Origin of the sequence: Ensifer sp. ENS08, from assembly GCF_014852195.1 — a bacterium.
GTDB lineage: Bacteria > Pseudomonadota > Alphaproteobacteria > Rhizobiales > Rhizobiaceae > Ensifer > Ensifer adhaerens.
In genome coordinates, this window is sequence record NZ_JACVBF010000006.1 from 65,513 (window position 1) to 85,071 (window position 19,559).

Sequence of the window (19,559 nt, forward strand, 5' to 3'; positions counted from 1 at the left end):
GATGGTTCGCGACTACAACAACCGCCACGCACTGGAGCAGAAACTGCGATCGGCACCCACGTCGCCGGCGGCCGACCACCTGATGGTCGGGCATTGGCGCACGATGGCCACGGTTCTTGCGCGCGTTGGCCGGGAGGAGACCGTGCGTGAGGCGATCGCCGCACAGTCCGACTTGTCCATGCGGTTTTCGGCACCGGGGGAATGGCTTGTCGTCTCCGAGGTGGAAGCGCCGAGCGGGCTCGTGCGTTGGCTCGAAGAGCTTTGCGACGGCGGTGCCTATGTTGTCGACCAAAGCGATGGGCGCGTCGTCTTCCGGATCGCCGGCCCGAACGTGCGCAGCATCCTCGCCAAGGGCATCGGCCTTGATCTTCATCCCTCAGCCTTCACGGTTGGCGGCAGCACCAATGCGCTGTGCGGTCACATCCCGGTCAATCTCGCCCGGACGAACGAGGACACGTTCGAGCTGATCGTGCCGCGGAGCTATGCGGAATCGCTCTTCGATGACCTGATGAAGATGGGGCGGGCCTTCGATCTCACCGCCGCCTTCTCGGATTGAGACGGCCCCTTCAAGAGGTCGAAATCAAATGCGGCATGTAATGCCGCAAACAGGTCGCCCATCCGCCAGCAAACGGCGGAAATGGACAAGCGTCCTTCGCAGCCGTGTCTTTATCGGCGCCGTCTTTCTGACTAGGCTTTCATCATTCGTCGCTTGCACTTCTGTCCCTGAAGCAAGCGGTCGCCGTGCCTGAGTTTCTTCCTGACAATTTGGCCATGCCTCCGGCAGGAGCATGGGGAGACGGAGTGTACGCATGAAAAGCCATGCCAAGGTCGTCGTTATCGGAGGCGGTGTCGTCGGTTGTTCGGTGCTCTATCACCTGACGAAATTCGGCTGGACCGATGCCGTGCTGCTCGAACGATCGGAACTCACCTCCGGCTCCACCTGGCACGCGGCCGGCGGCATGCACACGATCAACGGTGACCCGAACGTCGCCAAGCTGCAGAAATATACGGTCGAGCTCTACAAGGAGATCGAGGCGTATTCCGGCCAGGATGTCGGCCTGCACATGACCTCCGGCATGATGCTCGCCGCCACCAAGGAACGTTTCGACTGGATGAAGTCGATCCTTGCCAAGGGCCGCTACATGGGGCTCGAAGCTGAACTTTTGACACCCAGGGAAGCGCACGATCTGATGCCGCTGCTCGATCCCGACCAATTCGTCGGCGCGGTGTTCGACCCGGTCGAGGGGCATCTCGATCCCTATGGCACGACGCATGCCTATGCCAAATCGGCGAAGAAGAACGGTGCGGAGATCTATCTGCACACCAAGGTCGAGGACCTGGTGCAGCGGGAAGACGGTTGCTGGCGGGTGATCACCAACCAGGGCGAGATTGTCGCCGAGCATGTCGTCAACGCCGCCGGCCTCTGGGCCCGCGAGGTGGGGCGCATGGTGGGGCTGGAACTCCCGGTGCTCGCTATGGAGCACATGTATCTCATCACCGAGGACATGCCAGAGGTCATCGAGTTCAACCAGACGCGCGGCAAGGAGCTGATGCACTGTGTCGATTTCGACGGCGAGATTTATCTCCGCCAGGAGCGGAACGGCATGCTGATGGGCACCTATGAGAAGGCGTGCCGTCCGTGGTCGCCCGTCACGACGCCCTGGGACTTCGGCCATGAACTTCTCGCCGAGGACATCGACCGTATCTCGCCCGAACTCGAGGTCGGCTTCCGGCACTTCCCGGCCTTCAACAAGGCCGGCATCAAGAAGATCATCAACGGTCCTTTCACCTTCTCGCCGGACGGTAACCCGCTGGTCGGCCCGGTGCGGGGCTTGAGGAATTTCTGGTCGGCCTGCGCCGTCATGGCCGGATTCAGCCAGGGTGGCGGCGTCGGCCTGGCGCTTGCCAACTGGATGATCCATGGCGACCCCGGCTTCGACGTCTTTGCCATGGACGTTTCGCGCTACGGCGATTTCGCCACGCTTGCCTATACCAATGCCAAGGTGCGCGAGAACTACTCGCGTCGCTTCTCGATCCGTTATCCGAACGAGGAGCTGCCGGCGGCAAGGCCTCTGTTGACGACGCCGATCTACGACCGGCTGAAGGCTGCGGGCGCCGTCTTCGGCGCGTCCTACGGGCTTGAAACGCCGCTGTGGTTTGCACCCGAAGGCGTCAAGGACGCCTTCTCCTGGCGGCGCTCGACCGATTTCGAGACGGTGGGCGCGGAGGCCCGGGCCGTGCGCGAAGGCGTCGGCCTGATGGAGACATCGGGCTTTGCCAAATATGCGATCACCGGCAAGGGCGCTGACGCCTGGCTCGACCGCATGCTTGCCTGCCGCATCCCTGAGGTGGGGCGCATGACATTGGCTCCGATGCTGAAGGAGGACGGCAAGCTGATCGGCGACTTCACCCTTGCCAAGCTCGAAGAGGGGGATTTCCTGCTTGTTGGATCCGGCATCGCCGAGGACTACCACATGCGCTGGTTCGAGGCGCATCTGCCGGCGGACGGCTCGGTGACGCTGAAGGCGTTGAAGCTGGAGCTGGCCGGCCTGTCGATCGCCGGGCCGAAGGCGCGCGATGTGCTTGAAAGCCTGACCCATCTCGATGTCTCCGACGCCGCTTTCCCGTTCATGGACATCCGCCGGATGGATCTCGGCATGGCGCCCGCGCTCGTCGGCCGCGTCAGCTACACCGGCGATCTCGGCTACGAGATCTGGATGAAACCGGAGTACCAGCGTTATCTCTTCGAACTGCTGATGGAGAAGGGGGCGGCTTCCGGGATCCGTTTGTTCGGCCTGAGGGCGCTGAATGCATTGCGCGTCGAAAAATCCTTCGGCAGCTGGGCGCGCGAATATCGTCCGCTCTATGGCCCGGTCGAGGCTGGGCTCGGCCGTTTCGTCGCGACCGGCAAGGATGCCGATTTCATTGGCAAGGCGGCGGCCGTGAAGGAGAAGGCGGATGGCGGCGCGTTGCGGCTGCGGACCTTCGTGCTCGATGCGAGGGATGCGGACGTCATCGGCGACGAGCCCATCTATCTCGACGGTGTCGTGCGCGGCTGGGTGACATCGGGCGGCTATGCGCATGCAAGTGGGGTTTCGGTCGCCATGGGCTACGTGCCCAAGGAGATCGCCGACCGAAGCGATGGCTGGTCGATCGAACTCTTGGGTGAGATCCTGCCGGCCCGTCTTCAGCCGCATCCGCTGTTCGATTCGAACGGCCAGCGCATGCGCGCCTGAGCATTCGAGGTGTAATGCAGACCGAAGTGGCTGTCGAAGCTTCATAGAATACCCGACGCTTTTACGACTAAAGTTGATGATTTCGCGGGCGAAAGCTGCGAAAGATTTGATTTTTCTGGCTGTAAAAGCGTCAAATCGATTTTATCGAGGAAGTTTTTGGCGAAGTCGCGTTTTTTAGCTTTCCTTTTCGTTTGAAAGAGGTATGGAATCGAGCAAACACAGCGCTCAACAATGAGCTCAAAAAACAAGAGACCGGACCGTTATGGATCTGGTCCAGGGGAAGATTGATGGAGTATTTCGTCCAGCAGCTCGTCAACGGGCTGACTCTTGGGTCTATTTATGGTATGATCGCAATCGGTTATACCATGGTCTACGGCATCATTGGCATGATCAACTTCGCCCACGGCGATATCTTCATGCTCGGCGGCTTTGCTGCTTTGATTGTCTTTCTTATTCTCACAACATTCATCGGGGGCGTCCCGGTTGTACTTGCTCTCCTGCTGATGATGATCGTCGGCATGCTGACCGCAGGTCTCTGGAACTGGACGATCGAGAAAGTGGCCTATCGGCCGCTGCGCGGTTCGTTCCGGCTTGCGCCGCTGATCACCGCGATCGGCATGTCGATTGCGTTGTCGAACTTCATCCAGGTGACGCAGGGCCCGCGCAACAAGCCGATCCCGCCGCTCGTCTCTTCGGTCTACGAAGTCTTCGGCATCACCATCTCGCTGAAGCAGATCATCATCATCGTCATCACGGCGGCTCTGCTTTCGATCTTCTGGTACATCGTCAACAAGACGCCGCTCGGCCGTGCCCAGCGCGCGACCGAACAGGACCGCAAGATGGCGGCGCTGCTGGGTGTTGACGTCGACCGCACCATCTCGGTGACCTTCATCATGGGTGCAGCACTCGCTGCCGTCGCCGGCACGATGTATCTGATGTATTATGGCGTCGTCGTCTTCACCGACGGTTTCGTACCTGGCGTCAAAGCGTTCACCGCGGCCGTTCTCGGCGGCATCGGATCGCTGCCGGGCGCCGTTCTCGGCGGACTGTTGATCGGGCTCATCGAGTCCCTCTGGTCGGCCTATTTCACCATCGACTACAAGGACGTCGCGACCTTCTCCATTCTCGCCATCGTCCTGATCTTCAAGCCGTCTGGCATTCTCGGACGACCGGAAGTCGAGAAGGTATAATTCCATGGCAAACATTGCTTCTACGACTGCAAGCGCCGGCACTGACGTGACGGCGCGGGCCCTGCGCGAGGCTGTCTTCGCGGGCCTGATTTCGCTCGGCCTTTTCGTGCTGTTCGTCGGTCTCAAGTCCGACCAGAACATCCGCAACGAGCTTATCCTCAACCAGCGCTGGGGACTGCTGGCGATCTTCGTGATCGTCGCTGCCGTCGGCCGCTTCCTGATGGTTGCCTATGTCCAGCCGGCCATGGCTCGGCGCAAGGCCGCCAAGGCCGAGGCCGAGGATGCGGTGAAGGAGGAGACCTTCTTCAGCCGCAACTTCTCCAAGCTCGCGATTGCGTTCCTGCTCATCTATCCGCCGCTCGTCGTCGCGATCTTCGGCGTCCAGGGCTCGCTGAAGTGGGTCGACAATTTCGGCATCCAGATCCTGATCTACGTGATGCTGGCCTGGGGGCTCAACATCGTCGTCGGCCTCGCTGGCCTGCTGGACTTGGGTTACGTCGCCTTCTACGCGGTCGGTGCCTATTCCTACGCCCTGCTGTCGACCTATTTCGGCCTGTCCTTCTGGGTTCTTCTTCCGGTCGCCGGCATTCTCGCCGCCTTCTGGGGCATGATTCTCGGCTTCCCGGTCTTGCGTCTTCGCGGTGACTATCTGGCGATCGTGACGCTCGCCTTCGGTGAAATCATCCGACTGGTGTTGATCAACTGGACCGAAGTGACGAAGGGTACCTTCGGCGTCTCCGGTATCGCCAAGGCGACGCTGTTCGGCATCAAGTTCGATGCCTCGAAGGACGGATTTGCAGCAATGATGGGCCTGCCGATGTCGTCGGCCTATTACAAGATCTTCCTGTTCTATCTGATCCTGGCACTTGCGCTGCTCACGGCTTACGTGACGATCCGGCTGCGCCGCATGCCGATCGGCCGCGCCTGGGAAGCGTTGCGCGAGGACGAGATCGCCTGCCGCTCGCTCGGTATCAACACGGTGACGACCAAGCTCACCGCCTTTGCGACGGGCGCCATGTTCGGCGGCATCGCCGGCTCGTTCTTCGCGGTGCGCCAGGGCTTCGTGTCGCCCGAATCCTTCGTCTTCCTGGAATCCGCGGTCATTCTCGCGATCGTGGTTCTCGGCGGCATGGGCTCGCTCACCGGCATCGCGGTCGCTGCGGCCGTCATGATCGGCGGCACCGAAATCCTGCGCGAGCTTTCCTTCCTGAAGATGGTCTTCGGACCGGACTTCACACCTGAACTCTACCGTATGCTGATCTTTGGCCTGGCCATGGTCGTCGTCATGGTCTGGAAGCCGCGCGGCTTCGTCGGATCACGCGAACCGACAGCCTTCCTGCACGAACGCAAGGCAGTCTCCGGCAGCTTCACCAAGGAAGGGCACGGTTGATGGCCCGCGAGACAACGACAATGACAAAAGACCCCATTCTCAAGGTTGAGCACCTGTCGATGCGCTTCGGCGGTCTCATGGCCATCAACGACTTCTCCTTCGAAGCCTATCGCGGTGACATCACCGCGCTGATCGGCCCGAACGGAGCGGGCAAGACCACGGTGTTCAACTGCATCACCGGCTTCTACAAGCCGACGATGGGCATGATCACGATGAAGCAGAAGGCCGGCAAGGAATACCTGCTGGAGCGTCTGCCGGACTTCGAGATCACCAAGCTCGCCAAGGTAGCGCGTACCTTCCAGAACATCCGGATGTTCTCCGGTCTGACGGTGCTCGAAAACCTGCTCGTCGCGCAGCACAACAAGCTGATGCAGGCATCCGGCTACACCTTCCTCGGTCTGCTCGGCTTCCCGGCCTACCGCCAGGCGTCGCACGAGGCGATCGAACTTGCCAAGCACTGGCTGGAAAAGGCGTCGCTGATCGACCGTGCCGACGATCCGGCCGGCGATCTCTCCTATGGCGCCCAGCGTCGTCTCGAGATCGCGCGTGCCATGTGCACCGGGCCCGAGCTTCTCTGCCTGGACGAGCCGGCCGCCGGTCTCAATCCGCGCGAGTCTCTGGCGCTCAACGAATTGCTGAAAAGCATTCGCGCAGATACCGGCACGTCGATTCTTTTGATCGAACACGACATGTCCGTGGTCATGGAGATCTCCGACCACGTGGTGGTCCTGGAATATGGACAGAAGATTTCCGACGGCACACCGGATTTCGTGAAGAACGATCCGAGGGTCATTGCGGCCTATCTGGGTGTCGAGGATGAAGAGGTTGAAGAGGTGATCGAACAAATCGAGGAAATCGAAGGCGGGCAGGGGGGCACCCACTGATGACGGCGCCACTTCTCCAAGTCAAAGCCGTCGAGACCTACTACGGCAACATCCGGGCGCTCAGCGGGGTCGATGTCGAAGTTCACCGTGGTGAAATCGTCTGCCTGATCGGTGCCAACGGTGCCGGCAAGTCGACGCTGATGATGACCATCTGCGGCAGCCCGCAGGCGCGCACCGGTTCGGTCTTCTTCGAAGGCCAGGACATCACCCGTATGCCGACGCACGAGATCGCCCGGCTGCGTATTGCGCAATCGCCTGAGGGTCGGCGCATCTTCCCGCGCATGACCGTGTTCGAAAACCTGCAGATGGGCGCCAGCCTCGACAACCTGAAGCACTTCGACCAGGACGTGGAAAAGGTGTTTACGCTTTTCCCGCGCCTGAAGGAGCGCCAGGCGCAGCGCGGCGGCACGCTTTCGGGCGGTGAGCAGCAGATGCTGTCGATCGGCCGTGCGCTGATGGCCCGGCCGAAGCTTTTGCTTCTCGACGAGCCGTCGCTCGGTCTCGCACCGCTGATCGTCAAGGGCATCTTCGAAGCGATCAAGAAACTCAACAAGGAGGAGGGGCTGACGGTCTTCCTCGTCGAGCAGAACGCCTTCGGCGCGCTCAAGCTTTCGGACCGCGGCTACGTGATGGTGAACGGCCGGGTGACGATGAGCGGTTCCGGCAAGGAACTGCTCGCCAATCCGGAAGTGCGCGCGGCCTATCTCGAAGGCGGCCGTCATTGACCGGCCGCATCTGGAGCAAGTGACATGCAGGGAATTCTCTACGAAGAAGTGTCGATCTGGCAGTTTCTTTTCATAAGCTGCGTGCTTGGCGGCTGGACCGCCTGGCGCACGGGCAAGAGCGTGGCTGAAAGCTGGGAAGGCATGCCGCGGCTCATCCTCTACGTGGCGTTGCTGGGACTGGGCATCCGTTTCGTCCACCATGCGCTGTTCGAAGGCACCATGTTCAGCCTGCAATACTATATCGTGGACACGATCGTACTTTTGTTGTTTGCTACCGCAGGTTTCCGGTACTACCGGACCAAGCAAATGACCAATAACTACTATTGGCTCTATGAGAAGGCTTCGCCTTTCTCCTGGAAAGCCAAATAAAGGGAACAGCGCGCGCCGGCCGCCGCGGCCGGTGCGAAAGAAACACCGGCGCAACTATGGTGGGCATTGCGCAGGTTGGTAACGAGACCCGCTCGAATAATTGGGAGTAACAAGATGAAAAAGTCTCTTCTGTCGGCGGTCGCGCTGACGGCTATGGTTGCCTTCAGCGGCAGCGCCTGGGCTGATATTCTCGTTGGTGTCGCCGGCCCGCTGACTGGCCCGAACGCCGCTTTCGGTGCACAGCTCCAGAAAGGTGCAGAGCAGGCCGCCGCTGACATCAATGCCGCTGGCGGTATCAATGGGGAACAGATCAAGGTTGTGCTCGGCGACGACGTTTCGGATGCCAAGCAGGGCGTTTCGGTTGCCAACAAGTTCGTTGCTGACGGTGTGAAGTTCGTTGTCGGTCACTTCAACTCGGGCGTGTCCATCCCGGCTTCTGAAGTTTACGCCGAAAACGGTATCCTGCAGGTAACCCCGGCCTCCACCAACCCGCAGTTCACCGAGCGCGGTCTCTGGAACACGTTCCGTACCTGCGGCCGTGACGACCAGCAGGGTGCGGTTGCCGGTGCCTACCTCGCTGCCAACTTCAAGGACGCGAAGATCGCCGTCATTCACGACAAGACCCCCTATGGTCAGGGCCTTGCCGACGAAACCAAGAAGTCGATGAACGAAGCCGGTCTCACCGAAGCCCTCTATGAAGGCATCAACACCGGCGACAAGGACTTCTCGGCTCTGATCGCCAAGATGAAGGAAGCCGGCGTTTCGATCGTCTACTACGGCGGTCTGCACACCGAAGCTGGCCTGATCATGCGCCAGATGAAGGACCAGGGCCTCAAGGCTACCCTGATGTCGGGCGACGGTATCGTTTCGAACGAACTGGCCTCGATCGCCGGCGACGCCGTTGACGGCACGCTGATGACGTTCGCTCCGGATCCGCGCAAGAACCCGGCTGCCAAGGACCTCGTCGAGAAGTTCCGCTCTGCCGGCTTCGAACCGGAAGCCTACACGCTCTACGCCTACGCCGCTCTCCAGGTCATCGCCGAAGCTGCCAAGGCTTCCGGCGGCAACGACCCGCAGGCAGTTGCCGAAGCCATCAAGGCAAAGGGTCCGTTCAAGACCGCAATCGGCGAACTCGGCTATGACGAAAAGGGCGACATCACGCGTCCAGACTACGTCATGTACACCTGGAAGAAGGGTGACGACGGCAAGTACAACTACTTCCAGAACGAGTAGTTCTGATTTCGGACCTTGTGTCCGACTGGTTGGGGCCCGGCGAGCAATCGCCGGGCTTTTCTTTTGGTGACGCTCGGCGCAGCGGTCTATTATTTCAATAGCGTGTCTCTGAGCGACGAGACTTCGGCGCGCAGTCGCTCGAGATCGCCGGGGCCGAGCTTTGTCGCTTCGCCAAGGTTGCGGGGCACGTCGATTGCCTTCTGCCGCAGCGCCTTGCCCATCTCGGTCAATTGCACCCGGACCTGCCGCTCGTCCGCCTTATCGCGCACGCGGGCGATGTAGCCGGCGGCCTCCAGGCGCTTCAGCATCGGGGTCAAAGTGCTCGATTCCAGGAAGAGCCGCTCGCCGAGGCTGCCGACCGTCTGGTCGTCCTTTTCCCACAACAGCACCATCACCAGATATTGCGGATAGGTGAGATCGAGCTCTTCCAGCAGCGGCTTGTAGATGCGCGTGAAGGCGTGGTTTGCGGAATAGACCGCAAAGCACAGGAAACTATCGAGCGCCAGATGCTCAAGACCGACAAGAACCCCGGCGGCCTGCCGAAGGAAGTCTTCGACGGCCTGCAGGCGGCAAGCCTGAAGGATCGCTCGAAGCTCTACCGCGACATCGCGTCCGGTCCGTTCTTCGGCTTCAACCGCCCGGGCGCGGTCGCCTCTCAGGGCATGATCGACAGCTTCTGGCTGCAGGGCATGATGGGGGGACACAAGAACACCTATGACTCGATCGTCGCCTTCTCGCAGACCGACTTTACCGAGGACCTGAAGAAGTTCGACGTCCCGACGCTGATCATCCATGGCGACGACGACCAGATCGTGCCGATCGATGCGGCGGCACGGGCCTCGAAGACGCTGGTGCCGCATGCGGAGCTCAAGGTCTATGCCGGCGCACCGCACGGCATCACCGACACGCACAAGGACCAGCTCAACGCCGACCTGCTCGCCTTCGCCAAGGCCTGACATGTCCGAAGCCCGAGAAGAGGCGCCCGCAACGGCGCCTCTTTTTTGCTTTTCGTGATAGGTGTTTCGCTTGTGGAGATAGCTGTCGCGTCGCGCCGTTTCGTGCACTATCTCGCAGCGATTCTGATCCGGAGGCAGGCATGAGCTCGAAACCCCGCATTCTCCTCACCCGTCGTTGGCCGGCGGCGGTGGAGCAGGTGCTTGCCGAACGCTTCGACGTCACCTTGAACGAAGGGGACGTGCCTCTGACGGCTGCAGAACTGGCTGAAGCACTCCGGACCTATGACGCCGTTCTTCCGACAGTTTCTGATCGACTTCCGGCCGACCTCTTCGCCGGTGGCGGCCTCCGCGCGAAGATCCTCGGCAACTATGGCGTCGGCTACAATCACATCGACGTCGCGGCCGCCAAGGCTGCCGACATCGTCGTCACCAACACGCCCGGCGTTCTCACAGATTGCACCGCCGACATCGCCATGACGTTGCTGCTTGCGGTCGCGCGGCGGGCAGGCGAGGGCGAGCGGCAGGTACGGGCCGGCGAATGGAGCGGATGGCGGCCGACCCACATGATCGGCGGCAAGGTCACCGGCAAGACGCTCGGCATCATCGGCTTCGGCCGCATCGGCAAGGCCATGGCCAAGCGCTGTCATTTCGGCTTCGACATGGATGTCGTCTTCTACAATCGCTCGCGCATCGACCCGGCCGAGGCAAGCCGCTACGGTGCGCGTCAACTCGACACGGTCGAGGACGTATTGAAGGTTGCAGACTTCGTGTCGCTCCATTGCCCCGGCGGCGGCGAAAACCGTCACCTGATCAACGCCGAACGGCTGGCGCTGATGAAAAAGGGCGCCTACCTCGTCAACACGGCGCGGGGTGATGTGATCGACGAGCCGGCGCTGATTGCGGCGCTCGAAAACGGCGTCATTCGCGGCGCCGGGCTCGATGTCTTCGAGGCGGAGCCGAACGTGCCGGAACGTCTGCGCGGGCTGGAAAATGTCGTGCTGCTTCCACATCTCGGCAGTGCCACGGAGGAGACGCGCGTCGCCATGGGCATGAAGGTGGCCGACAATATCACGGCGTTTTTCGACGGTCGCGAACCGCCGGATCGCGTGGCGTAGGCGGCTGCCCGTTTTCTGCGCAAGGCCTGCACGGAAATGCGGCATGCTGACGATTTTCTTTGCAAAACAATAACTTGACTTGTCGTGCCGCGATGCGGACGATAGCGCCAAGATAAGGCGATCGGGCCTATGGGGCGCCGCGTCGAAAATGAAGGACGCCGCTTAGCGGTCTGACATGGACAAGGCAGCACGCATCGCCCCGCAGCGGGCCTGGGGCAAGGGACGGGTGGTCGCCAAGGCGGCGCTCGGCCACAGCCGCATTGCCGAACTCTACCAGGAAGGCTGCGCCAAGATCCGCCTGCCAAAGACCTTCGACACCTCGATGGAGGCAGTGCTCATCAATTCCTCCGGCGGCCTCACCGGCGGCGACCGCATGGTCTGGGAGGTCGCGGCGGGGGCTGGAACCGATGTGACGGTGACGACGCAGGCCTGCGAGAAGATCTATAAGGCGAGCGCCGATACCGTCGAAGTGAAAACGCGCATCGAGGTTGCCGCCGGCGCCCGTGTCGACTGGTTGCCACAGGAGACGATCCTCTTCGACCGTGCCTCGCTGTCGCGCTCGCTGGAGGTGGAGCTTGCTGCCGACGCGACGTTTCTCGCGGTGGAAGCGGTTCTGCTCGGTCGCAAGGCGATGGGCGAGGCGGTTGAAACCGGGCTCTTCCGCGATCGCTGGCGTATCCGCGTCGAGGGCAAGCTGCTGCATGCGGACAATCTGGCGCTATCAGGAGAGGTCGCGCGCCTCAGTCAGCGCAAGGCGGTGCTCGATGGCGGGGCCGCCTTCGCCACGCTGCTCCATGTCGGTCCCGACTGCGAACCCTTGCTGCCGCGTCTTCGGTCGCTCGTCGATGGCGCAGCGGGCGTCGGCATCAGCCATTTTCAGGTCCATGGCCGCGACAAGCTGGTTGCCCGTTTCGTGGCGCCGGATGGCTTCGCGCTCAGAAAAATCCTCATCCCGGTTATTTCGCACTTGCGCAAGCAGAAGACTGTGCCGAAAGTCTGGGTTCTCTAGCTCGTTTCGCATTTTTATTTGAAACAGTGAAATGATCTAACGCATTGAAACTTTGTAATTCCTGGCGGAAGACCGCTTCGCAGATTTCCAGGGAATTGCTTCACGAACAACCGGTGGCGACGCATGAATCTTACCCCGCGCGAGAAAGACAAACTGCTGATTTCGATGGCGGCCATGGTCGCCCGCAGGCGCCTGGAGCGCGGCGTGAAACTCAACCATCCCGAAGCGATCGCGCTGATCACCGACTTCGTCGTCGAGGGCGCGCGTGACGGGCGCTCGGTTGCCGAACTGATGGAGGCGGGCGCCCAGGTGCTGACGCGCGATCAGGTGATGGAGGGAATCCCCGAGATGATCCACGACATCCAGATCGAGGCGACGTTTCCTGACGGGACCAAGCTCGTCACCGTGCACGAGCCGATCCGCTAAGCGTGAGGTGAGGACGTGGCTTGTTGGCGCAGGGTGCCTGAGGCCTGAACGCGGGACAAAAGCATGCGGCCGGCCGAGGGCGGCTTGAGGAGAAGACCATGATCCCAGGAGAAATCATTGCTGCGGCCGGAGAGATCGAGCTCAATGCCGGTCTCGACACGACGACGATCGAGGTTGCCAACACCGGCGACCGCCCGATCCAGGTCGGCAGCCACTATCACTTCGCTGAAACCAATGCGGGGCTGCAGTTTGACAGGAAAGCAGCCTACGGCTGCCGGCTCGACATTCCCGCCGGCACGGCCGTGCGGTTCGAGCCGGGCCAGACGCGCCAGGTGACGCTGATACCGCTTTCCGGCAAGCGCGAGGTCTATGGCTTCCGCCAGCAGGTGATGGGCAAGCTATGAGAGTGCTGCCGGTTCTCGGTTTGCTTCTGGTGCTTGCCACCCCGGCGCTCGCCGAGGATGAGCCGGACGTGGATTGCGCGAATGCGATGGCTCAGCCGGATCTGAATGACTGCGCCTACCGGGAATACGAAGCGGCGGACGCGGAACTGAATGCGGTCTACAGGCAGGCGATGATGGCGGCGCAGAAGGTCGACAAGGAGCTGGAAGGCGCCGATATCGGCGCGGTCGAGGCGCTGAAGACGGCGCAGCGCGCCTGGATCGGCTATCGCGACGGACAATGCGAGCTGGCCGGTTTCCAGGCCCGAGGCGGCCAGGCGGAGCCGATGCTGGTTTCAGGCTGCCTTGCCCAGCTCACGCAGAAGCGTACCGCCGAACTCAACGAATTTCTCGAAGCTCAAGGGAACTGACCGTTGCAGGCTCGCCGCGTCATCATGATCGTGGGCAATGGCGAGGTGCCTGACGGCGCCGGCGCAACGATCGATGCCGCCGATCTGGTCGTGCGCTTCAACGATTGCCGCTCTGTCGGCTCCGGTGGCCACAGGACCGATATCGTCGCGGTCTGCAATACCGGACGCCCGGGGATTTCCATGCTCGGCGGTGGTCGCTGGAAGACGAATGCCGCCGTGCGCCAGGCGCGGGAGATATGGTGCGTTCGCTCCGGCGCGAAGTTTGCCGCCATGCGGGCCGGGCTTGCGGAAACGCATCCGGATCTCGACGATTTCTGCGACGATTACACTGTCGGTTTCGAGAGCTTCGCCCGTTCGACCAACCGCGGTTTTCGCGTCGTCCCGGTCGATGTGCACGACCAGGTGGAGCAGGATCTCGCCGGCTTTTCGCCGGCCCCTTATGTCGTTCCATCGAGCGGGATGATCGTCATTGCCGATGTGCTCGCGCATCTTGCGACACCCGACGACGAGGTCGTTCTTGCCGGCTTCGGCCATGTCGGCTGGGAATGGCATCCCTTCGCCGCCGAGCGCCGCCATGTCGATGCGCTTGCAGCCAGCGGCCGTCTTCGCCGCCTCCATCCCATTTCTACTTCGTCCCAAGGAGCCTGAACCATGCCCTACAAGATGTCGCGCGCGGCCTATGCCAACATGTTCGGCCCGACGGTCGGCGACAAGGTGCGGCTCGCTGATACCGAACTTTTCGTCGAGGTGGAGAAGGACTTCACGACCTATGGCGAGGAGGTGAAGTTCGGTGGCGGCAAGGTCATTCGCGACGGCATGGGGCAGAGTCAGGCGACACGCGCCGAGGGCGCCGTCGACACCGTCATCACCAATGCGCTGATCGTCGATCACTGGGGCATCGTCAAAGCGGATATCGGCCTCAAGGACGGACGCATCGCCGGCATCGGCAAGGCCGGCAACCCGGACACGCAACCGGGCGTCACCGTCATCGTCGGTCCCGGCACGGAGGTCATCGCGGGCGAAGGCAAGATCATCACCGCGGGCGGCATGGACAGCCACATTCATTACATCTGCCCGCAACAGATCGAGGAAGCGCTGGTGAGCGGGCTTACGACCATGCTTGGTGGCGGCGCCGGGCCGGGGCATGGCACGCTCGCCACCACCTGTACCTCCGGTCCCTGGCATCTCGCCCGCATGATCGAGGCGGCCGATGGCTTCCCGATGAACATCGCCTTTGCCGGCAAGGGCAATGCGTCGCGACCGGGCGCGCTGGTGGAAATGGTGCTCGCCGGCGCCACCTCGCTGAAGCTACATGAGGACTGGGGCTCGACGCCGGCGGCGATCGATTGCTGCCTCGGTGTCGCCGACGAATACGACGTGCAGGTGATGATCCATACGGACACCTTGAACGAGAGCGGCTTCGTCGAGGATACGATCGCGGCGATCAAGGGCCGCACCATCCATGCCTTCCACACGGAAGGGGCCGGCGGCGGCCACGCGCCCGACATCATCAAGATCTGCGGCCAGCCGAACGTCATTCCGTCCTCGACCAACCCGACGCGGCCCTACACCAAGAATACGCTTGCCGAGCATCTGGACATGCTGATGGTCTGCCATCACCTGTCGCCGTCGATCCCCGAGGACATCGCCTTTGCCGAGAGCCGCATCCGCAAGGAGACGATCGCCGCCGAGGACATCCTGCATGATATCGGCGCCTTCTCGATCATTTCGTCTGACAGCCAGGCCATGGGCCGCGTCGGCGAAGTGGCGATCCGCACCTGGCAGACTGCCGACAAGATGAAGCGTCAGCGCGGGCCGCTGCCGCAGGAAACCGGCGACAACGACAATTTCCGGGTGAAGCGCTATATCGCCAAATACACGATCAATCCGGCGATCGCCCACGGCCTCAGCCATGAGATCGGCTCCATCGAGGTCGGCAAGCGCGCCGATCTCGTCCTCTGGAACCCAGCCTTCTTCGGTGTGAAGCCCGACTTCGTGCTTCTTGGCGGCTCGATCGCGATGGCACCCATGGGCGATCCGAATGCCTCCATCCCGACGCCGCAGCCGGTGCACTACCGGCCGATGTTTGCCGCCTACGGCAAGAACCGCACGAGTTCGTCTGTAACCTTCGTGTCGCAGGCCTCGCTCGACGCCGGCCTTGCCGCCAAGCTCGGCGTTGCCAAGCAGCTTGTGGCGGTCCGCAACACCCGTGGCGGCATCGGCAAGGCATCGATGATCCACAACAACCTGCTGCCGCATATCGAGGTCGATCCGGAGACCTATGAGGTGCGCGCCGACGGTGAGCTTCTGACCTGCGAGCCGGCGACGGTCGTGCCGATGGCACAGCGCTATTTCCTGTTCTGAACAAGCAGGGACAGGGAATGAAGCGTGGCCTGAAATGGGCTTTCTTCGGCTTACTGGCGGCGATACTTGCCATCGTTGCCGGAACCTTGCTGCCGCGGCCGCTCCTGCCGGTTTCCGCCTCTGCGGCGGGAGCAGGGGGCACGCGCATCCTTCTGCTTTCCGGCCCGATCCACACGGACATCGCCATACCCCTGACGGACGAGATTCGAGCGCGGTTCGGCTTTGTCGAGGCGGCCGGCGTGCCGCTTGCGCATCCGCAGGCTGAATGGCTGATCTTTGGCTGGGGCGGGCGGTCCTTCTATCTGGAAACGCCGACCTGGTCTGAGCTGAAGCCCGGGCCCGTGTTCAAGGCGCTGACCGTCGACCGCTCGGTGATGCATGTGGATATCGCCGGTCGGATCGTCGAGCCGCAGGCTGCCGTCACCGGCTTCGAGCTGGACGAAGCGGGATACGATCGGCTGCTCGGCTTTATTGCCGAAAGCTTCACCCGCGAGGCCGGAGCTGTCGTTTCGATCGAGGGTTTTTCCTACAATGGCAACGACCGCTTCTTCGAGGCCGGAGGCAGCTTCAACGCGCTTTTCGGCTGCAACACATGGACGGCGCGGGCGTTGCGTGAGGCGGGCTTGCGAACGGGCCTGTGGAACCCGGTCCCGCCAAGCCTCGGGCTGTCGCTGCGGCTCCACAATTGAGCAATGATTGGCAGGCAGTGATTGGCAGGCGGCAGCCATGCGGCCACCGCATGGCTGCCATGCTCGCATGTGAATTGGGGCCTTTCGTGCTGCGTCGCAGCGCAATATCCGATAGGAAGACGGCTGACCTTCCTCGGTTGCCAGCAATCCTCCCAAGACCTGCCGACCGAGAGCTGCGCCAGAGCGGTTTGCGGTTCTCCGCATGTATCCCGCTCTAACTTACAAGAGACGATCACGTTCATGATTTTGGTCGAACCGATCCAAATCATCGTGGTCCAAAGGAGATGACGATGCTTGGCAGAAAAGTACCCGCTGTAACGTTCCGCACCCGCGTTCGCGACGAGGCCGTTGGCGGCTCGAACCCGTTCCGCTGGGAGGACGTGTCCTCCGACGATTACTTCGCAGGCAAGCGCGTCGTGCTGTTCTCGCTGCCGGGCGCGTTTACGCCGACCTGCTCGACCTTCCAGCTGCCCGATTTCGAAAAGCTGACGGCCGATTTCCGCGCCGAGGGCGTTGACGAAATCTACTGCATCTCGGTCAACGACGCTTTCGTCATGAACGCCTGGGGCAAGTCCCAGAGCCTCGAAAACGTCAAGCTGATCCCGGACGGTTCGGGTGAGTTCACCCGCAAGATGGGCATGCTCGTCGCCAAGGACAATCTCGGCTTCGGCATGCGCTCCTGGCGCTACGCTGCCGTCGTCAACAACGGCGTTGTCGAGCAGTGGTTCGAGGAAGAGGGCTATTCCGACAACTGCGACAGCGACCCCTATGGCGTTTCCTCGCCGCAGAACATTCTGGAGACGCTGAAGTCCCAGAAGCTTGCCGCCTGATGGCAGCGACCTATCGTTCCTGATTGGAAAGAGCCCGAAGATCGGATCCGGTCTTCGGGCTTTTTCTTGCGCGGTACAGCCGCCGCAAGCGCCTGAAAAGCCGCACGCGCCGCTGGCGCCAGGGCTTTTTCTTGCTAAAGTAGCCGGCAGAAAAGATATCGAGGGTTCAATGGTTTACATTATCGCCTACCTGACCGCACACCCCGGCAAGGGGGATGAGGTAGTGTCGCTCGCAGCACCGCTGATCGAGGCCACCCGGCGCGAGGCCGGCTGCATCACCTATGATCTCTACCGCAAGCCGGCCGAGCCCGACGCGCTGGTTTTTGTCGAAACCTGGAAGGACAAGGCAGCCGTCGACGCGCATTTCGAGGAACCACATCTGAAGGCCTTTCAGGCGGCGATGGCCGACCTGCTCGTCGAGGCGCGCCTCGAGCTCGTGACGCCGGAAAAGGTCGAGGTTCTCTGACGATGCCCTATCGTTCGACAGAGGTTCTCTCGCCGGGGCCGGCCGATATTGCGCCGCTTCATAGCGTGACATTGACGCACGACGCGCGGCATCTGCGCCGCAAGTTGCTGCATCTCGAAAACGACGATGTGGTGATGCTGGATCTCAAGGAAGCGGTTATGCTTGCCGATGGCGACCTCCTGGTGCTCGAAGGCGGCGGCCATATCCGCATCGCTGCCGCGCCCGAGGCGCTCTACGAGATCCGCCCGCGCGACGCGATGCATCTGATCGAGCTTGCCTGGCATCTCGGCAATCGCCACTTGCCGGCACAGTTCGAAGAGAGCCGCATCCTGATTGCCCGCGATCCGGTGATCCGCCAGATGCTCGAAGGCCTGGGCGCGGCGGTGAACGAGGTTTCGCTGCCTTTCCATCCGCTGCGCGGCGCCTACCATGCCGGCGGCCACAATCATGGCCATAATCATCACCACCATGGCTGAGCGGGTCGACACGCAAGCGCTGCTTCGCCTCGTGACATGGATGTCGCCGGCCTTTCCGGTCGGCGCGTTTTCCTATTCCAGCGGGCTTGAGCAGGCGGTTCACGACCGTCTGGTGAGCGACGCCGGCGAGCTTCGCAACTGGCTGGAGGCGGTCATCTCTCTGGGCTACGGCTGGAACGATGCGCTGCTTCTGACCGAGAGCTATCGCGCCGTGAACGACCATGCCCGGCTGGCTGCGGCGGCAGAGCTTGCCGAAGCCCTGGCGGGAGGCCGCGAGCGCCATATGGAAACGATGCTGCAGGGCCAGGCGTTTCTGGCAGCGGCGCGCTCGTGGCCGCATCCGGTTCTCGATGCGCTGCCTGAGAGTGTCGCCTATCCGGTCGCAGTCGGTGCCGTCGCCGGCGCTCATGAAACGGGCCTCGAGCCGGCGCTTGCCGCCTATCTCAACGCCTCGGTCTCGAACGCCGTCTCGGTGGCGATCCGTTGCGGCGTGACCGGCCAGCGCGATGGCGTCGGCATCATTGCAGCACTCGAACCGGTCATCGCGGCGACAGCCGTCAAGGCCGCCGGCGCCTCGCTCGACGATCTCGGCTCGGCCACGATGACAGCGGATATTTCGTCGCTCAGACACGAGAGCCTGCATTCGCGGCTCTTCCGTTCGTAACTCATAGAACTGCGCAATTTCGGACGGAAACTGTCTCACGCTTCCCTGGAATTGCTTCCACCTTGAAAGGACATCCAGATGGCATCGAAGAACGGTCCCCTTCGCGTCGGCATCGGCGGGCCGGTGGGCTCGGGCAAGACGGCGCTGACCGACAAGCTCTGCAAGGCGATGCGGGAGAAGTACTCCGTCGCCGTCGTCACCAACGATATCTACACCAAGGAAGATGCCGAGGCGTTGGTGCGCATGCAGGCGCTGCCCTCCGATCGCATCGTCGGGGTGGAGACCGGTGGATGCCCGCATACGGCGATCCGCGAGGACGCCACGATCAATCTGCAGGCGATCGCCGATCTCAACCGCCGCATCCCCGATCTCGATGTCGTCTTCATCGAATCCGGCGGTGACAATCTTGCGGCGACCTTTTCGCCTGATCTCGCTGACCTGACGATCTATGTCATCTCGGTCTGCCAGGGCGAGGAAATCCCGCGCAAGGGCGGGCCGGGCATCACCAAATCGGACCTTCTGGTCATCAACAAGAAGGATCTGGCGCCCTATGTCGGGGCCGATCTCGACGTGATGCAGCGGGATGCGACGCGCATGCGGGCGGAAAAGCCCTTCGTCTTTACCGACATGAAGCGCGGCGACGGCATCAACCGGATCGTCGATTTCCTGACGCTGCACGGCGGCCTCTGACGCCGTCCGCTTTTGTTGCTCCTGGCGCCTGAACCT

General features: G+C 62.1%; 22 protein-coding genes and 1 pseudogene. 22 read left to right on the forward strand and 1 reads right to left on the reverse strand.

Annotation, left to right across the window (positions count from 1 at the left end):
* The first annotated feature begins 1 nt into the window (after position 1).
* The 8 genes from IB272_RS15600 to IB272_RS15635 all read left to right on the forward strand — a co-directional run bounded on the left by IB272_RS15600 (position 2) and on the right by IB272_RS15635 (position 9,027).
* A complete protein-coding gene (locus IB272_RS15600; protein WP_060583006.1) occupies positions 2-556 on the forward strand; it encodes a sarcosine oxidase subunit gamma family protein in 555 nt (184 codons plus the stop codon).
* Between the two features lie 253 nt (positions 557-809).
* Positions 810-3,236, forward strand: coding sequence for an FAD-dependent oxidoreductase (locus IB272_RS15605; protein WP_060583007.1), 2,427 nt, complete (start codon positions 810-812; stop codon positions 3,234-3,236).
* Between the two features lie 287 nt (positions 3,237-3,523).
* Complete coding sequence (locus tag IB272_RS15610; RefSeq protein WP_034798833.1) at positions 3,524-4,426, forward strand: branched-chain amino acid ABC transporter permease; 903 nt, start codon at positions 3,524-3,526, stop codon at positions 4,424-4,426.
* A gap of 4 nt (positions 4,427-4,430) precedes the next feature.
* Positions 4,431-5,816, forward strand: coding sequence for a high-affinity branched-chain amino acid ABC transporter permease LivM (livM, locus tag IB272_RS15615; protein ID WP_060520354.1), 1,386 nt, complete (start codon positions 4,431-4,433; stop codon positions 5,814-5,816).
* On the forward strand, positions 5,816-6,700 hold the full coding sequence (locus tag IB272_RS15620) for an ABC transporter ATP-binding protein (RefSeq protein WP_034798829.1): 885 nt from the start codon (positions 5,816-5,818) through the stop codon (positions 6,698-6,700). The genes livM and IB272_RS15620 overlap by 1 nt, the downstream gene beginning before the upstream one ends.
* A complete protein-coding gene (locus tag IB272_RS15625) occupies positions 6,700-7,425 on the forward strand; it encodes an ABC transporter ATP-binding protein (RefSeq protein WP_034798827.1) in 726 nt (241 codons plus the stop codon). The genes IB272_RS15620 and IB272_RS15625 overlap by 1 nt, the downstream gene beginning before the upstream one ends.
* 24 nt (positions 7,426-7,449) lie before the next feature.
* Positions 7,450-7,794: a DUF6867 family protein gene (locus tag IB272_RS15630; RefSeq protein ID WP_034798825.1), complete on the forward strand. Its 345-nt coding sequence runs from the start codon at positions 7,450-7,452 to the stop codon at positions 7,792-7,794.
* Between the two features lie 114 nt (positions 7,795-7,908).
* Positions 7,909-9,027, forward strand: a complete 1,119-nt coding sequence (locus IB272_RS15635) for a branched-chain amino acid ABC transporter substrate-binding protein (protein WP_034798823.1) — start codon at positions 7,909-7,911, stop codon at positions 9,025-9,027.
* Between the two features lie 89 nt (positions 9,028-9,116).
* Here IB272_RS15635 and IB272_RS34950 read toward each other — a convergent pair whose 3' ends face one another.
* The gene (locus IB272_RS34950; RefSeq protein ID WP_060583011.1) at positions 9,117-9,533 is read right to left on the reverse strand and encodes a MarR family transcriptional regulator; all 417 of its coding nucleotides are present in this window, start codon (positions 9,531-9,533) and stop codon (positions 9,117-9,119) included.
* On the opposite strand from IB272_RS34950, the pseudogene IB272_RS34955 reads away from it, so the two are divergent.
* From IB272_RS34955 to ureG, 14 genes and pseudogenes are all read left to right on the forward strand, one after another.
* Positions 9,534-9,983 (forward strand): annotated as a pseudogene (locus IB272_RS34955) (alpha/beta hydrolase); the annotation flags it as partial.
* A 140-nt stretch (positions 9,984-10,123) separates the two neighbouring features.
* Entirely contained in the window at positions 10,124-11,098 is a 975-nt protein-coding gene (locus tag IB272_RS15650; protein ID WP_060582406.1) for a D-glycerate dehydrogenase, read from the forward strand.
* Between the two features lie 175 nt (positions 11,099-11,273).
* Entirely contained in the window at positions 11,274-12,107 is an 834-nt protein-coding gene (locus tag IB272_RS15655; RefSeq protein WP_060582407.1) for an urease accessory protein UreD, read from the forward strand.
* A gap of 123 nt (positions 12,108-12,230) precedes the next feature.
* Positions 12,231-12,533, forward strand: a complete 303-nt coding sequence (locus tag IB272_RS15660) for an urease subunit gamma (RefSeq protein WP_034794185.1) — start codon at positions 12,231-12,233, stop codon at positions 12,531-12,533.
* A gap of 98 nt (positions 12,534-12,631) precedes the next feature.
* Positions 12,632-12,937, forward strand: coding sequence for an urease subunit beta (locus IB272_RS15665; protein WP_060582408.1), 306 nt, complete (start codon positions 12,632-12,634; stop codon positions 12,935-12,937).
* The gene (locus tag IB272_RS15670; protein ID WP_060582409.1) at positions 12,934-13,344 is read left to right on the forward strand and encodes a lysozyme inhibitor LprI family protein; all 411 of its coding nucleotides are present in this window, start codon (positions 12,934-12,936) and stop codon (positions 13,342-13,344) included. Before IB272_RS15665 ends, IB272_RS15670 begins: the two co-directional genes overlap by 4 nt.
* Positions 13,345-13,347: 3 nt before the next feature.
* The gene (locus tag IB272_RS15675; protein WP_083523655.1) at positions 13,348-13,992 is read left to right on the forward strand and encodes a Urease operon accessory protein; all 645 of its coding nucleotides are present in this window, start codon (positions 13,348-13,350) and stop codon (positions 13,990-13,992) included.
* 3 nt (positions 13,993-13,995) lie between these two features.
* Positions 13,996-15,708 carry an urease subunit alpha gene (gene ureC / locus IB272_RS15680; RefSeq protein ID WP_034794169.1) on the forward strand — a complete coding sequence of 571 codons (1,713 nt, stop codon included), beginning with the start codon at positions 13,996-13,998 and terminating at the stop codon, positions 15,706-15,708.
* Between the two features lie 17 nt (positions 15,709-15,725).
* Complete coding sequence (locus IB272_RS15685; protein ID WP_060582410.1) at positions 15,726-16,397, forward strand: TIGR02117 family protein; 672 nt, start codon at positions 15,726-15,728, stop codon at positions 16,395-16,397.
* A gap of 290 nt (positions 16,398-16,687) precedes the next feature.
* Entirely contained in the window at positions 16,688-17,227 is a 540-nt protein-coding gene (locus IB272_RS15690; protein WP_034794163.1) for a peroxiredoxin, read from the forward strand.
* A 169-nt stretch (positions 17,228-17,396) separates the two neighbouring features.
* Positions 17,397-17,693: a putative quinol monooxygenase gene (locus IB272_RS15695; RefSeq protein ID WP_034794161.1), complete on the forward strand. Its 297-nt coding sequence runs from the start codon at positions 17,397-17,399 to the stop codon at positions 17,691-17,693.
* A gap of 2 nt (positions 17,694-17,695) precedes the next feature.
* Entirely contained in the window at positions 17,696-18,169 is a 474-nt protein-coding gene (gene ureE, locus IB272_RS15700; protein ID WP_060582411.1) for an urease accessory protein UreE, read from the forward strand.
* A complete protein-coding gene (locus IB272_RS15705; protein ID WP_060582412.1) occupies positions 18,162-18,833 on the forward strand; it encodes an urease accessory protein UreF in 672 nt (223 codons plus the stop codon). Before ureE ends, IB272_RS15705 begins: the two co-directional genes overlap by 8 nt.
* Before the next feature lie 78 nt (positions 18,834-18,911).
* Complete coding sequence (gene ureG / locus IB272_RS15710; protein WP_034794155.1) at positions 18,912-19,523, forward strand: urease accessory protein UreG; 612 nt, start codon at positions 18,912-18,914, stop codon at positions 19,521-19,523.
* The last annotated feature ends 36 nt before the right edge of the window (positions 19,524-19,559 follow it).